This is a genomic window from Saccharothrix australiensis (assembly GCF_003634935.1).
GTDB classification, from domain to species: Bacteria; Actinomycetota; Actinomycetes; order Mycobacteriales; family Pseudonocardiaceae; genus Actinosynnema; species Actinosynnema australiense.
Genome location: NZ_RBXO01000001.1, coordinates 1291285 through 1305798, shown reverse-complemented (window position 1 = coordinate 1305798; position 14514 = coordinate 1291285). Strand labels below are relative to the sequence as shown.

Here is a 14514-nt window from a genome sequence, read left to right as displayed (position 1 = left end):
GGAAATGGCCGTGCCCAACAATTCCGCAACGGTGCCGCAACGGTCAATCGTCCGTAGCGGTGACCCCCGCCGATCCGGTCGCGTGCCGCACCCGACCGTCCGTAGAAGGCGTCTTATTCCAGCTATCGCCGACTCGGCCCCGGCCTTCGAGAAATGGTCCGCGAGTTCGCCGCGGTGAGCGGCGGCGCTTTTCCACGACGAATGGACCAGCGCGGCGGAGTGAGTGGTGCTCAGCGTTCCGGGAGGTCCTGGAAGGCCCGCTCCAGGGCTGCTCGGGCCTCCACCAGGGACGGGCCGTACCAGGTCAGGTGGCGGCCCGACACGTGCACCGGCCGCAGGTCCGGGAAGAACTGCGGGCCGTCGTCCGGCGTGAACAGGTAGGGCTCGTCCGGCAGGACCACGAGGTCGGCCCCGGACGCCCGCAGTTCGTCCAGCGAGGGGCGCGGGTAGCGCTCCGCGTGGTCGGCGTAGACGTTGGCCACGCCGAGCCGGTGCAGGACGTCGCCCGCGAAGGTGTCCCGCCCCACCACCACCCACGGCTTGCGCCACACCGGGATGACGGCCTTCGCGCGCGGTGGCCGCACGTCGCGCCACACGCGTTCGGCCTCGACCAGCCAGCCCGGTTCGACGTCCCACGCCGTGCCGAGCAGCCGGCGCAGCGAGCCGAGGGCAGCGGGCACGGTCGCGGGCGCGGCCGTCACCCACACCGGGATGCCGTCGGCGCGCAGGCGCTGGACGTCCTCCGGGCGGTTCTCCTCGCTGTTCGCGAGCACCAGGTCCGGCCGCAGCGCGAGCACCCGGTCGACCTCCGGGTACTTCGAGCCGCCGACCCGCGTGACGGCCAGGTCAGGCGGGTGCGTGCAGTAGTCCGTCGCGCCGACGAGCACCGCCGGGTCAACGGCCTCGGTCAGCGACGGCACGAGGCTCACCACGCGGCGGGGCGGACCGGGCAGCGGCACCGGCTCGCCGAGGTCGTCCACCGGCAGCATCAGCCCACCACCCGCGTGAACGCGACCTTGCGCCGCGCCGGGTCGGCCTCGGTGAGCCGGACGCGGACGCGCTCGCCCTCCGGCAGGTCCTCGCCCGTGGCGCGGCCCATGACCGGCGGGCGGGTGACGAACACGTCGGCGCCGCCGCCCTCGGCCCGCAGCACCACGGCGTCGAACTCCTGCCCGACCCGGTCGGCCAGCACCCACGCCTCCACCTGGTCCAGGCACGCGCGGTCGACCTTGCCCGCCAGCGCGTCCGAGCCGCCCATCAGGCCGGGCAGCAGCGGCAACGCACGCCGCAGCCAGTCCGGCACCTCGCGGCCGGCGGTGACCGCCAGGCACACCTCCGTGGCGAACCGGTCGACCAGCCGTCGCAGGGGCGCGGTCACGTGCGCGTAAGGCGCGGCGACGCCCGCGTGCGTCGTCACCGGCGGGATCGAGCCGTCGAACGACGTGTAACCCGCGCCCCGGAGCAGCCGGGTGGCGTCCACGAACAGCGCCAGCGACTCCGGGCGGCTCGGGTCCAGGCCCGCCAGGAGGCGCGACGGCGTGACGCCGTCCGGCCACGGCACGCCGAGCGCGTGCGCCGAGCGCTTCAGGGCGTCCACCGCGCCGTCGTCGGCGTCCGGCAGGGTGCGCAGCACGCCGACCCCCGCCGCCAGCATGATCCCGGCCGCCGCCATGCCGGTCATCAGGGAGACCTCGGCGTTCCAGGAGTCGACGTCGACGCGGGGGCGCACCGCGAGCTTCCAGTCGCCGTCGCCGTTGGGGACGATCTCCTGCTCCGGCAGGCGCAGCTCCACCGCGCCGCGCTCGGTGGCCCGTTCCCGGCGGAGCCTGCCGAACTCCGGCAGGGCCGCCACCGACGGGTGGGGCGTGCCCGCGTCGAACGACGCCTGCACGCCCTCGTAGTCGAACCGGGCCGTCGACCGGACCAGCGCGCGGCGCACGCGCACGTCGGTCGGCTCGCCGTCCGGGCCGCACTCGAACGTCCACAGCACGGCGGGCCGGGTCCGCTCCGGCAGCAGGCTCGCCGCGCCCTCGGACAGCACGGTCGGGTGCAGCGGCACGTTGCCGTCGGGCAGGTACAGCGTCTGGCCGCGCTTGCGGACCTCGGTGTCCAGCGCGCCGCCCGGCACGACGAACGCGCCGAGGTCGGCGATCGCGTAGTGCACGCGGAAACCCCGCCCGACGCGCTCCAGGCACAGGGCCTGGTCGAGGTCCTCGGCGCCGGGCGGGTCGATCGTCACGAGGGGCAGGTGGGTGGCGTCCTCGCGGTCGTCGCCGGCCATGTCCCGGCCGGCCGCCTGCCGCGCCTCCGCCAAGGCGGCGGCGGGGAACTCCGCGGGCAACCCGAACTCGGCGCGGATGCCGCCGAAGTCCAGGTCCGCCCGACCGGTACGGATCACCATCGAGGCCACGCCCCGCACCTTAACGCGCCCGCCGCCCCGAGCCCGTCCTAGCGCTCCTTCCACTTCCGGTCGGCCTCGTCCTCGGCCTCGGTGCGCTGCCGGGCCAGTTCCAGGGCCCGCCGCGCCGTCGCCTCGTCGGGGTAGGGGCCCATCCGGTCGCCGCCGCGGCACCCGACCCCCTTCTCGGCGGTCTGGTGGGTCAGGCAGTAGTACCAGGCATTCGGATCACCCATGCGTCCAGGCTGACACGCACGGCGTCGCCTGTCATGTCCCAGGTGCCCGGCACGGGCGGCACCGCGTCACCTGTGGTGGGGCACCTGCGCCGGCAACGGGCCCGACGGCGGCTGCACGGGCAGCGGGGCCGACGGCGGCTGCACGGGCAGTGGGCCCGACGGCGGCTGCACCGGCAGCGGACCGGGCGGCGGCGGCACGGGCAGCGGACCGGACTGCGGGTAGGGCTGCGGCGGCGCAGGGAAACCGCGCGCCGGGGTGTTCTGGTTGGCGTTGGCGTAGTTGCCGGGGATCGGGTCGAGCACCGACACCAGCACCACGCGCTGCTCCGGGTCGTCGATGCGCTTGCCCGCGCGGTCGCGGTAGACCACGTCGCCGTCGGCGTCGATCTCCATGATCACGCCGACCTCGGCCAGCTGGTCCTCGTCCAGGTCCACGAGCCGTTCCCGCCGCGACGGCACGACCCGGTACACCGGCCAACCCAGGTGCGCGTAGGTGCGGTGGAACTCCGCCAGCAGGTGGGCCATCTGCTGCTGCCACGGCAGCGGCATCATCTCCGCCAGCGACCGCGGCAGCACCGCGTACGAGCCGTCGACTCCGGGCGGCAGCGCGGACAGGTAGTCCCGGAGCGGCGTGCTGGACGCGGGCGGCCCGGCGTGGCGCTGGATGGGGTCGGGGGTGAACATCGGTGGCGCCTCCCTCACACGATCACACGCCCGGCCGGACGGCCAGTGGCATCAACTCGTGGTAGTCCCAGTTGATCTTGCTGATCTTCACCACGTCCCCGGTCTGCGGGGCGTGGATGTACTCGTCGCCGCCCAGGTACATGCCGACGTGGTGCACGGTGACCGGGTTCGCCGGGTTGGTCGCCCAGAAGAGGAGGTCACCCGCCTTCGCCTCGCGCACCGGCAGGTGCGCGCCGCCCGCCATGTACTGGTCGTTCGCCACGCGGGGGATCTTCACACCGGCCTTCGCGAACGCCTTCACCAGGATGCCCGAGCAGTCCCACTGGTCGGGCCCGTTGCCGCCCCAGACGTACTCCTCGCCAAGCTGCTCCTTGGTGAACTCGATGGCCGTGGCCGCCGCCGAGGACGCCAGCAGGTAGTCGCCCGCGCTCTCGCCGCAGCCCGCCGGGTCGGCCACGTTGCCCAGCTCGCCGATCAGGAAGGCCGCCATCGCCTCCCAGTTGTGGTACCGGTCCGGGAACGCCGAGCGCTCCACGGCCTGGGCCGAGTCGCCGGGGCGGCGCTCCTCCCAGTTCGGCACGTTGACGAGCACGTCGTAGAACTTGTTGATCGCGTACACCGGGTCGGTGACCTCGGCGGGCGAGCCCCAGCCCATCGAGGGCCGCATCTGGAAGATGCCCAGCGAGTCCCGGTCGCCGTAGTTCAGGCTGCGCAGGCCGGACTCCGTCATGCCCGCCTGGATGGCGATCTGCCACGCCAGCGGCGGCAGTTGCCGCTCCTGGCCGATCGAGATGATCTTGGCGACGGTGCCGCGCTGCTCGTCGCCGAGCCGGCTGGCGTCGTTGCGGCCCTTCTCCTCGCCGCCCGCCTCCCACGGCCCGATCGACGCGTTGCAGCCGACGTTGCGGATGCCCACACCGGCGCCGTCGACCGGGTTGGTCCCGTTGACCACCGTCGAGACGCCGTTCGTCACGGCGACCGCGACCACGGCGACCACCGCCACGACCGCCAGCACGATCTTCAGCATCTCAGCCCACCCTGCTGTACTTGTGCACGCGCCAGCCCTCCGGCAGCTTGGCCACGGTCAGCACGAGCTTGCCGGTTTCCAGATCGGCTTCGAAATCGACCGAATCGGTGGTGGACCGACTCGGCTTCACGGGGCTCTTGATCTCCTTCGGCACGTTGGCCGGGTCCACCGACTGGAGCGTCGGCAGCAGCTCGTCCGACGTCCAGGGCTTCAGCCCCTCCAGCCACTTGGCGTTCGTGGTGCCCGGTGGGTGGTCGAGCCAGGCGTCGAGCCAGCTCTCCGCGACCAGCTGGGCGTCCGGGCTGACCGGCGCCGAGGTCGCCGCGGCCGTGGGGCTGGGCGCCTTCGTCGGCAGCGGCGACGTCGTGACCGCCGCCGACGGCAGCACGCCGACCTGCTTGCCGGTGTCCGACCCGACCTGCCCGCCCGCCGCCGTCGTGGCAGGCGCGGCACCCGACCGCGAGCCGGCCAGCCGGTCCGCGACGACGCCCACCACCACCACGACGACGGCGAGCCCGACGATCGTCATCACGAGGTGCCGGGGCGACCGCAACGGCCAACCCCACAGCCGGCGGTACACCGCCGCGCGCCCCCGGTTCGTCCTGATCGGCATCAGCTGTCCCTGACCTCGAGCCCACGCGAGGGCCGGTAGATCACGTGGACCTGCCGCCCCGCCACCACCTCGGTCTCGGCCCGCCGCGGCCCCGGCACGACGGGGCTGTCGGCGATCCGCGCGAAGCCGTTCGTCGCCCGCGAGGGCACGAGCACGGCGTCATCCAGCCGGTCCCAGTTCCGGTCGGCCACCGGCGGCGCGTCGACCACCCGCGACCGCCCCGACGGCAGCACCGCCTGCCCGCCCTGGCCACCGGCGGGCAACGCGGCCACCGCGCCGCCGCCGAGGGCCACGCGGGACGCCTCGCGCGCCGGACCGCCGCGGTCGAGCCGCTGCGCCGTGGCGGCCACGGGGTGGGCGGCGACGGGATGGGCGGCCTCGGGGTGGGCGGCTTCGGGTCGCACCCTGCCGCGACCGCGCTGCGGCGCCTCCGGCCCGTCCAAGTCCGAGTCGCGCACGGTGTCCCAGAACTCCTCCTGCGGCGACGGCCCGGTGTCCTTCTTGCGGCGGAACCTGGACAGCAGCCCGCCCCGCATGGGCAGCGCGTCACTGGCCGAGCCGACCGACATCTCGACCATCTGCCACATGCGGCGCAGCGGTTTGCCGACCATGAAGCAGAGCAGGGTCAGCATCAGGCCGAGCAGCGTCTTGGTCAGCAGCGTCAGGCCGGTCGCCTTGAAGATCTCCTGTAGCAACAGGGCGTGCACGCCCGCCAGCGCCGCCAGCACCAGCACGTTGAACACGGTCACCGCCACCGCGCGGCCGACCTTGCGCAGCAGGTCGTGGTGGATCAGCGCCGCGAGCCCGATCAGCGGCCCGGCCAGGGTGAGCACGCGCAGCAGCAGCTGCGCCAGCAGCACGGCGGCCTTGGCGAACAGCTGGAACAGCGAGAACGCGATCGCCTGGAGCAACGAGAGGAACCCGGCACCGGTCCGTCCGCCCGCCTCGCCGCTGAAGTAGCCCTTGGCGGGGCCGAGCTGCTCGTAGATGGCCTTGTACTCGTCCTGCTTGGCCTTCAGCGCCGCCGCGTCGCCGTCCTTGTGATCGCCGATCTCCTGGACCGTCCACGCCTGCACGCCGAGCAGCCTCGCGCCGAACTCCGTCGACTGAGGCGCTTCCGGAGAGCCGAACTCACCGCGCAGCCAGCTCTGGTGGACCACCGAGTCGTGCAGCCGCGACGGAAGCACGTCGAGGGTGTCCTTGCCCTCCTCCACCGCCACGAAACCCGCCTGGATCTCGGACGTCTTGGTCACCAGCGTCTTGTCCAGCACGTCGTAGAACTGCGGCAGCGCCAGCGTCGAGGTCGCCAGCCACATCGCGGCCAGCGCCCACAGCCCGCGCTTGCTGATCGTCGCCAGGTCGCCCTGCCAGATCTGGCGGAACATCAGCACCGCCAGCACCAGCGCCACCAGCCCGAACCAGCGAAGGTAGACGTTGTCGTATACCTTCCGCACGCCTTCCTTCACCGCGGTGTCCAGCGGCTGGAGCAGCCCCTGACCGACGATGGTGTAGTGCAGGGCGTTGGTCGCGCCGACGATGTTCTTGCCGACGTTGAACAGCTGGTTGCCCATCCAGGTGTCCAGCACCGGGGATGCGTTGGGCACCACGCACTTCTCCTGGTAGGTGTGCCAGACCATGCCCGCGTACCCGTAGGTCAGGTAGGGCGAGTCCTTGACACCGTTGCCGATCGGCGGGTCGACCGCGCCGACCATGCCCGAACCCGGCCGTTCCGGCGCGGGCGCCTCGCCGCAGCCCGCCGCCTGCGCGGGCGCCGCGCCGATGACCGCTTGGAGACCGAGCAGGGCGACCACGACCACCATCGCCCGCCACCGCGCGCGACGCGGCGCGACGCGGACGTCTTCCGCACGAGTGCGTTTGAACCGCCGCCGCGCGTAGAGCGCGGCGGCGAGCGCCGCCACCAGGAGGAGGGTGCTCATGCCGCACCTTCCCGGCCGGATCGGCGGTTTCCTCCCTCACCGTGCGTCGACTCCACGAGCTCGTCCGCCAGGCCCACTTCCAGGTCGGCGGCGAGTTCGTCGTCGTAGTCGTCGGGGTAGTCCTCCGCGTACGCGAACGGGTCCTGCGGTGGCGACGTCAACTCCACCTCGGCCGGGTCCGGGCCGTCGCGCATCGCGTCCGGCGTCGTGTCCAGGGCGTTGCGCAGGTGCTCCAGGTGCGGGCCGGAGAAGTCGATCCGGATGCGCTCCACGCCGCCCGCGCCGTCGCCGAAGATGAACTGCCGCGGCGCGCGGTCGCGTTCGGTGTTGTTGCGGACGCCGCCGGGTCGGCGGCCGAGGGACGCCACGACCTGCTCGTAGCCCGCGCCGACCGGCACCTTCAGCAGCCGCAGCGCGTCGGCCTGCGCCTGGTCGTCGTCCAGCCGACCCACGAAGACCGAGTCGAGCAGGGTCACGAAGCCCTGGATCTTGAGGAAGTCGGCCGGGATCTGGGACGACAGCAGGACGCGCACGTTCCACTTGCGGGAGTCGCGCGCGAACCGGTTCATCAGCACCCGGCCGGTCGGGACCTCGGACAGGAAGAACGCCTCGTCGATCCACACGCCCTTGCGCAGGTCCTTGGGCCGCTCGTAGATCGAGCGCTGCGTCAGCCACGCCGCCAGGTTGAGCATCTCGACGCCGAGCGCCTCCGCGTCGGTCCAGTGCTCGCGCCCGACGCCGTCCTTCGGCAGGTTCAGGCCGGCCATCGTCAGCACCGTCAACCGGTCGTCGCGCGCCTCGTTGTACGGGTCCGCGTCCTGCTCCGGGATGAGCAGCGACATCCGCTCGCGCATCTCGTCCAGGAAGTCGGCCACCACGACGGCGTGCTCGTGGTGCTCGGACGCGTCCCGGCGCAGCGCCTCGAAGACCTGGCCGGGGTGGGCGTCGGGCCGGCCGCCGACCGTGCGGACCGCGCGCAGCAGCACGATCCGGGTCTGCGGCAGGCGCGCGACCTCGAACGGCAGCAGGCCGCTCAGCACGTCCAGCACCAGGCGGCGGCGGGTCGCCGCGGCCAGGGCCCGCTCGCGCCGCCACGCCCGTTCCGGGTCCTCCTCGTCCATGAAGTGGTCCAGTTGCGGCTCCGCGACCACCCGGTACGGGTTGAGGATGCCCGCCTGGGCGTTGAGCAGGTTGATCGGCCGCGCGTACGGCCGCAGCTCGGGCAGGTCGCACAGCGCCGCCAGCGGCCCGGACGGGTCGAGCAGCGTCCAGTGCGCACCGGCCCGCAGCGTCTTGTAGACGATGCCGCCGCCCAGGAACGACTTGCCCGCGCCCAGGCCGGCGACCATCGCGGTCAACCCCGAGGCGTCCCGGAGCTCCTGCGCCATCCACGCGTCCCACGCCACCGGGCGACGGGTCGCGGTCACGGTCTCGCCGAGCAGGATGCCCCGCCGGTCGCCCACCTCGGCGGTCGCGGTGGGCACGGCCGACGCCGCCCACAGCACCGAGCCGCGCCGCAGGTAGGCCGACGACGACAGCGCCTCGCCGGGGATGAACTCCCGCGCGATGGCGTACTGCGCCTCGGGGTGCTCGATGGCGACCTTCGGCTTGTAGAGGTCCAGCAGCGCCTGTGCCAGCCGCAGCGCCTCCCGCTCGGTCGGCCCGGACACCGCCAGCCGCCACCACGAGCGCACGCGGGTGCCCAGCGCGGTGAAGCCGGAGGTCATCTCGTCGTCGATCTCCAGCACCCGCGACGCCTGCCGCGCCAACGACTGCGGCGGCTCCAGCTCGTGCTCGTCGGTGTAGTGCCGCACCTGCGAGCGGACCTTGTTCATCTGCCGCTGGAGCTCACCGGCGACCTCCTCGGGCCGCCGCACGTAGATCCGCGCCGACCACTCGACGGCGGCGGGCAGCCGGTCCGAGCGCTGCACCCACGGGTCGTCGACCTCGGGGATCTGGAGCCCGTGCATCAGGCCGACGGTGAGCACGGCGACGTGCCGCTTGATGCCCGCGTTCGAGCCGGTGCGGCCCCGCACGGTCACCGTCGGCGCGTACGGCTCCTGGTGGAAGTCCGCCGCGTCGGTGAACGACGCCAGGTCCTCGGGCTCCCACGGCGCGCCGGGCACGGCGGGCAGGTTGCGCGGCGCGGGCAGGCCCAGCGAGCACGACCGGTGCATCAGCCAGGACATCTCCTCGGCCGTGACCGGGCGCCCCTCCAGCCCGGCCGACGCGATCACCTGGTCCAGGTGGTCGACCTCGGACTCGATCGCGACCAGCTCGGCGTCCACGGCGTCCGGGAACACCTTGCGCAGCACGGGCGCGGCCCGTTCGACGGCGCGGTCCATCATGTTCCGGGTCTGCACCTGGACGCCGAGGTAGACCTCCTTCTCCGCCATCGAGCGGCCCATGAGCTGCTGCTGCTCGCCGACCATGTAGTCGTCGAACGACAGCGTGCCCGGCGTGTCCGGCAGCCGCCGCACCGCGTTGTGCACGTGCGCCTCGGCCCACATGCGGATCGGGTACGGGCGCGTGGTGACGCGCAGGTGCATCCAACGGCCCTGGAGCTCGGCGTACTGGCCCGCGATCGCGGCGATCAGGTCCTGCCGCTGCGAGTCCGAGCGGAACGACCAGCGCTGGGGCGCGAGCTTGTACCAGGCGTAGACCTCCTGCCCGGTGCGCAGCAGGTGGCCGTCGATGCTGCGCGCGGCGATCGACGGTGTGTAGCTCGGCACGGCCTGCTCGCCGGGGAGGCGGCGGCCGCGCTTGCTGTAGACCTTCCGGTCGTCCCGCGCGGAGGCCGCGTGCTGGGCCACGTGCTGCGCTGCGGAACGTCGGGACCGGTCACGCCGGCGTCCGAACACCGCGAACCTCCTTCTTACGGCGGTCTGCCTGCCTGCGGTGCTGGGATCGGGCGGCGCGGGCGGCGCGTTTCGCGGCCCTGCCCCTGGGGCGCCGACGCGGTCGCTCGGGGCTCACCCGGATGCGCGACGCGCTGGCCGCGCCACCCGTACCCGAGGTCTTCTCGCGCGGCGCGGTCAGTTCGCGCACCCACATCGTCACGACCGAGGACAGCGGGCGCTCGTGGCTGATGCGGGAGCAGAGGAAGCGGGTCAGCGCGACGGTGATCACGAATCCCCAGCCGGTGTTGATGAAGTCGAAACCGAACCCCACCTGCCGCTGCACCGCGGTGACCAGCAGGAACACCACGATGCCGACGCCCCACGCCACGTAGCGCGCCCGCCACGGGAAGGTCGCCTTGGGCGGGCCGAGCCAGACGGCGTCGACCCGGTAGACCTCGTCGTCAGTGCGTACCCGCAAGGGTCACCCGCCGGTGAACAGGCCGGCGATCCACTGGCCGATGTTCTCGCCCGCGTCGGTGGTCACCGCGAGGCCGACGATCGCCAGCGCGATGATCACGCCGCCCAGGCGGCGCATGACCCCGGCGTTGTCGCCCTTGCCACCGCCCAACCAGAGCAGCAGGACCGCGACGGTCAGCAGGAGCAGCGGGACCAGGTTGTCCAGAATCCACTGGCGCACGCCGCCTGTGCCAAGGGCGGGCTCCGTCTGCTGCGCGAGTGTTACCAGGGTCATGGCGGTCATCTCGTACTCCTGAGTACGCAGGACTTCGCCGGGCGAGCCGAGGGGTGCCCGTCCGGTTCGTGCGCTATCGAGTAGAACACGTCTTCGTCACGAGGTGTATCGGTCGGCTTGCAGTGGGTAGATCAATAACCGTTCCCCTGGGAGTGGATTACGTCTAATCTGACCACAGCCATCATGGTTCGAGGGGGCCCGGTGGAGAACCGGCGGCACTGGATTCTCCCGATTGCCGAGACAGTTCACCCGCCCGCCGACTCCCTGGTCACGCACCGTGTGCACGACCCTGGTCCCCCTGTCCACCCCGCCGCGCCAGTGACCCGTCCGGCCGGAAGGCGTACCCGAACGGGCCGCATCCCGGAGTGACGACGCCGAGGAGGCCCGTCGATGACCCAACCGCCCGATGCCGCGCCCGATTCAACCTCCGGGGTGAACGAGATCACGGTCTCGGTGGCCGTTCCGGGCAGTGATCAGGTTACCGGCACGGAGGCGCGTTCGGGGCGGCGGGTTCAGCGGACGGTCAACTTCGACCAGGACGTGCTGGACAGGGCCCGTGCGGCGGCCACCTACCTGGCGGCCTACGAGCCCTCGGCGGAGGTGCGGAGCCTCGCGGACATCGTGAACCCGGCGGTGGCGGCGTACGTGGCGGAGCTGGAGCGCCGCTACAACGGCGGCGAGGCGTTCCGGCCGGTGCACCGGATGCCGCCGGGCCGGCCGTCCCGCCGCTGACCCGACCGCGCGGGACGACGTGGCGCCCCCGGACGTGGCGCCCCCGGACGGGGCGGACCCGGACGGCACCGGTGGCGCGCGGGAGAGCCCGGACGGAGCGCCGGGAGGTCCGGGGGACGAGTCGGCCGTAAGCCGGATTCTGTTCACGGGCGCCTCGCGGCGACACCGTCCGACGGCCATCCATCTCGGCCTGCCGTCGCCGACAGGCTCGTGCGGCCTACCCGCAGGCTCGGGCGGGCCGCCCTCGATCGCCTGCGCAGGCGCCGAAGCGCCCTCTTGGCCTTGCTCCGGGTGGGGTTTACCGAGCCGCCCCCGTCACCGGGGGCGCTGGTGGTCTCTTACACCACCGTTTCACCCTTACCCCGGCTCGCGCCGGGGCGGTCTGTTCTCTGTGGCACTGTCCCGAGGGTCGCCCCTGGTTGCCGTTGACAACCACCCTGCCCTGCGGAGTCCGGACTTTCCTCGGCGGCAGGCTCGCACCTGCCGACGCGGCCGTCCTGCCGACTCGTCCGGGGGAGATGATAGCGGCTCGCGTCCCAGGGCGTGGAACCAGCCACCCGAAACCTTGTCGTGATGTGGAACCGACTGCTCTACTCGAAACATGCCGGGAATAGCCGCACTCACTCGACGTCGGCACGTGGACTTCGGCCGGACGTCCGCCGCGATCTGTCTCCGCTGACCGAATTCATCTCGGTGTCCGAGCCTTTTCGGGAAGGTGTTCCGCGACCATGTCCTCCATTCTGGTTATTTCCGGCAGTCCTTCTCCCACGTCGCGCACCGCGATCGTGGTGTCGCACGTCGACGACCTGCTGCGCGCGGCGGGTTACGAGGTGCGGACCCTGCACGTACGGCAACTGCCCACGTTGTCGCTGCTCACCGAGGACCTGCACGACCCGGAGATCGCCGACGCGGTGAGCGCCGTGCTGCGCGCCGACGGCATCGTGGTCGCGAGCCCGGTGTACCGGGCGGCCTACAGCGGCCTCGTGAAGGCGTTGCTCGACCTGCTGCCGAAGAAAGGGCTGCGCGGTCGGGTGATCCTGCCCCTGGCCACCGGCGGCAGCCAGGGATTCCTCGTCGCGATGGACTACGCGTTGAATCCGCTGTTCACCGGCAAGGGCGCGGACAACGTGCTGCGCGGTGAATTCATCCTCGACCCGGACATCGTCGGCGACGTCATCGCGCCCACCTCGGCGGACGCGATCCGCACCGCGCTCGACCGCTTCACGCTGGCCGTCGAGGACATCCGGTTCCGCCGCAAGCGCACCCAGCTCCGCCCGGCGGTCTGACCCGACGGGCCGGACCGCGGGCGCGGCGCCGTCAGCCCAGGTGCGAGGTGTCGTTGACCAGCCGCACCGACGCGTGCCCGTCCGGGTAGAACTCCGCCACCGACAGCGACGCCAGGTCCAGGTGCAGCCGGAACAGCAGCGAGGGCCCGACGTCGAGCCCGAGCCGCAGCAGCGTCTTGATCGGCGTGACGTGGCTGACCACCACGACGTTCCCGCCGGCGTGCCGGGCGAGCAGCTCGTCCAGCGCCGCGCGCACCCGCCGGTGCACCTCGTCGAAGCTCTCGCCGCCGGGCGTCGGCACGGACGGGTCGCCCAGCCACCGGCGGTGCACCTCCGGGTCGCGCGCGGCGGCCTCCGCGAACGTCAGGCCCTCCCACGCGCCGAAGTCGGTCTCGACCAGCCCCTCGTGCGCGGTCGCCTCGCCCCCGACCGCCCCCGCCACGGCCAACGCCGTCCGCCAGGCCCGGTCCAGCGGCGAGGACACCACGGCCGCCACCCCGTCGAGCTTGGCCAGCCGCGCCGCCGCGGCCTCGGCCTGCCGCCGGCCCACCTCGGTCAGCGGCGGGTTGCCGCGCCCCGAGTACCGGCGCGCCACCGACAGCTCGGTCTGCCCGTGCCGGAGCAGGTACAGCCGGGTCGGCTCGCCCAGCGCGCCGGACCACGACGACGGCGCGACCCGCACCGCCGACCCGACACCGGGCTCGACCGCCTCGCGGCGCGCCACGTCACCCGGCCCGCCCGCGCCCCGCGCCGCTCCGCCACCCGACTGCCCGCCCCGGCGCGCTCCCGCGCCCGACCCCACAGCGCCCGACCCCACAGCGCCCGACTCCCGTGCGCCCGACTCGCCCGCGTCCCGCCGGGCCCGGACGACACCGGCCTGCTCGTCCATCGCCTCGTTGGCGAGCCGGTCCGCGTCCTTGTTGCGCTCGCGCGGGATCCACTCGTACGACACCTGGTCGAACGCGCCCGCCAGCGCGCGCGCCTCGCGCGCCAGCGGCTGCATCGACGGGTGCTTCACCTGCCAGCGGCCGGACATCTGCTCGACCACCAGCTTGGAGTCCATCCGCACGGACACCGCCGAGGCGCCCAGCTCGGCCGCCGCCCGCAGGCCCGCGAGCAGGCCCTGGTACTCGGCGACGTTGTTGGTGGCGACCCCGATCCCGGCCGACCGCTCGGCCAGCACCCGCCCGGTCGACGCGTCCCGCACCACCGCGCCGTACCCGGCGGGACCGGGGTTGCCCCGCGACCCGCCGTCCGCCTCGACGACGACCTTCACAGCCCGGACTCGCCCGTCCGCACCATGATCGCGCCGCACTCCTCGCACTGCACGACCTCGTCCTTCGCGGCGTCCTTCACCTGGGACAGCGCGTTGCGGTCCAGCTCGATGCGACAAGCGCCACAGCGCCGCGACTGCAGCAGCGCCGCGCCGATGCCCTTGTGCGCCCGCACGCGGTCGTAGAGCGCGAGCAGCGGCTCGGGGAACCGGGTCGCCGCGAGCTTGCGCTCCGCGACGCGCTTGGCCTCGGTCGACTCCAGGTCGGCCAGCGCGGTGTCCCGCCGCCGGGCCGCGTCCGCCAGCGCCTCCTGCGCCTTGTCCAGCTCCACGCGCGCGTGCTGCACGTCGGCCTCCACCGCCTCGCGGCGCTCCATCAGCTCCAGCAGGTCGTCCTCCAAGGCCGCCTGCCTGCGCTCCAGCGTGGCCAGCTCGTGCTCCAAGTCGGTGAGCTGCTTGGCGCCCACCGAGCCGGACTGCATCAGCGCCCGGTCGCGCTCCTTGCGGGCGCGCACCTGGTCGATCTCGGTCTCCTGGCGCTTGACGTCGCGCGTCAGGTCGCCCAGCGTGGTCTCGACGGTGGTCAGGGCGTCCTGCTTGGCCCGCGCCACCTTCTCCGCCTCGGCGATCTCGGCGATCTCCGGCAGCGTGCGGCGGCGGTGGGCGACGCGCGCCAGTTCGGCGTCCACCTGCGCCAGGTCGAGCAGCCTGCGCTGCACGGCGGGGTCGGCTTTCAC

The 14514-nt window shown here is 73.2% G+C and carries 14 protein-coding genes and 1 other RNA gene; 2 read left to right on the top strand and 13 right to left on the bottom strand.

Annotation, left to right across the window (positions count from 1 at the left end; genetic code table 11):
• Positions 1-230: 230 nt before the first annotated feature.
• The 10 genes from C8E97_RS06290 to C8E97_RS06250 all read right to left on the bottom strand — a co-directional run bounded on the left by C8E97_RS06290 (position 231) and on the right by C8E97_RS06250 (position 10495).
• Positions 231-989: a helical backbone metal receptor gene (locus tag C8E97_RS06290; RefSeq protein WP_170211642.1), complete on the bottom strand. Its 759-nt coding sequence runs from the start codon at positions 987-989 to the stop codon at positions 231-233.
• On the bottom strand, positions 989-2401 hold the full coding sequence (locus tag C8E97_RS06285; protein WP_121010896.1) for an RNB domain-containing ribonuclease: 1413 nt from the start codon (positions 2399-2401) through the stop codon (positions 989-991). Before C8E97_RS06285 ends, C8E97_RS06290 begins: the two co-directional genes overlap by 1 nt.
• A 47-nt stretch (positions 2402-2448) precedes the next feature.
• Entirely contained in the window at positions 2449-2634 is a 186-nt protein-coding gene (locus C8E97_RS06280) for a hypothetical protein (protein ID WP_121002506.1), read from the bottom strand.
• 66 nt (positions 2635-2700) lie between these two features.
• Positions 2701-3318, bottom strand: coding sequence for a hypothetical protein (locus C8E97_RS36670; protein ID WP_342776190.1), 618 nt, complete (start codon positions 3316-3318; stop codon positions 2701-2703).
• Positions 3319-3340: 22 nt separating this feature from the next.
• Positions 3341-4345 carry a C40 family peptidase gene (locus C8E97_RS06270; protein WP_121002504.1) on the bottom strand — a complete coding sequence of 335 codons (1005 nt, stop codon included), beginning with the start codon at positions 4343-4345 and terminating at the stop codon, positions 3341-3343.
• A gap of 1 nt (position 4346) precedes the next feature.
• Entirely contained in the window at positions 4347-4958 is a 612-nt protein-coding gene (locus tag C8E97_RS34300; RefSeq protein WP_170211640.1) for a hypothetical protein, read from the bottom strand.
• Positions 4958-6895 (bottom strand): hypothetical protein, encoded by a 1938-nt coding sequence (locus C8E97_RS06265; protein ID WP_121002502.1) that lies wholly within the window; start codon positions 6893-6895, stop codon positions 4958-4960. Before C8E97_RS06265 ends, C8E97_RS34300 begins: the two co-directional genes overlap by 1 nt.
• Entirely contained in the window at positions 6892-9756 is a 2865-nt protein-coding gene (locus tag C8E97_RS06260; protein ID WP_121002500.1) for an ATP-binding protein, read from the bottom strand. Before C8E97_RS06260 ends, C8E97_RS06265 begins: the two co-directional genes overlap by 4 nt.
• Positions 9737-10213: a hypothetical protein gene (locus C8E97_RS06255; RefSeq protein ID WP_121002498.1), complete on the bottom strand. Its 477-nt coding sequence runs from the start codon at positions 10211-10213 to the stop codon at positions 9737-9739. Before C8E97_RS06255 ends, C8E97_RS06260 begins: the two co-directional genes overlap by 20 nt.
• A gap of 3 nt (positions 10214-10216) precedes the next feature.
• On the bottom strand, positions 10217-10495 hold the full coding sequence (locus C8E97_RS06250; protein WP_170211638.1) for a hypothetical protein: 279 nt from the start codon (positions 10493-10495) through the stop codon (positions 10217-10219).
• A gap of 423 nt (positions 10496-10918) precedes the next feature.
• On the opposite strand from C8E97_RS06250, the gene C8E97_RS06245 reads away from it, so the two are divergent.
• Entirely contained in the window at positions 10919-11218 is a 300-nt protein-coding gene (locus tag C8E97_RS06245; protein ID WP_246018701.1) for a hypothetical protein, read from the top strand.
• A 113-nt stretch (positions 11219-11331) separates the two neighbouring features.
• Here the strand turns inward: C8E97_RS06245 and rnpB are convergent.
• Positions 11332-11726: RNase P RNA component class A (rnpB, locus tag C8E97_RS06240), an RNA gene on the bottom strand.
• A gap of 220 nt (positions 11727-11946) precedes the next feature.
• Between rnpB and ssuE the strand changes: the two genes are divergently transcribed.
• Positions 11947-12504, top strand: a complete 558-nt coding sequence (gene ssuE / locus C8E97_RS06235) for an NADPH-dependent FMN reductase (protein WP_121002494.1) — start codon at positions 11947-11949, stop codon at positions 12502-12504.
• A 31-nt stretch (positions 12505-12535) separates the two neighbouring features.
• On the opposite strand, the gene C8E97_RS06230 is transcribed toward ssuE, so the two are convergent.
• Together C8E97_RS06230 and C8E97_RS06225 are read right to left on the bottom strand one after the other, a co-directional pair.
• On the bottom strand, positions 12536-13780 hold the full coding sequence (locus tag C8E97_RS06230; protein ID WP_121002491.1) for a bifunctional RNase H/acid phosphatase: 1245 nt from the start codon (positions 13778-13780) through the stop codon (positions 12536-12538).
• Entirely contained in the window at positions 13777-14514 is a 738-nt protein-coding gene (locus C8E97_RS06225; RefSeq protein ID WP_121002489.1) for a zinc ribbon domain-containing protein, read from the bottom strand. The genes C8E97_RS06230 and C8E97_RS06225 overlap by 4 nt, the downstream gene beginning before the upstream one ends.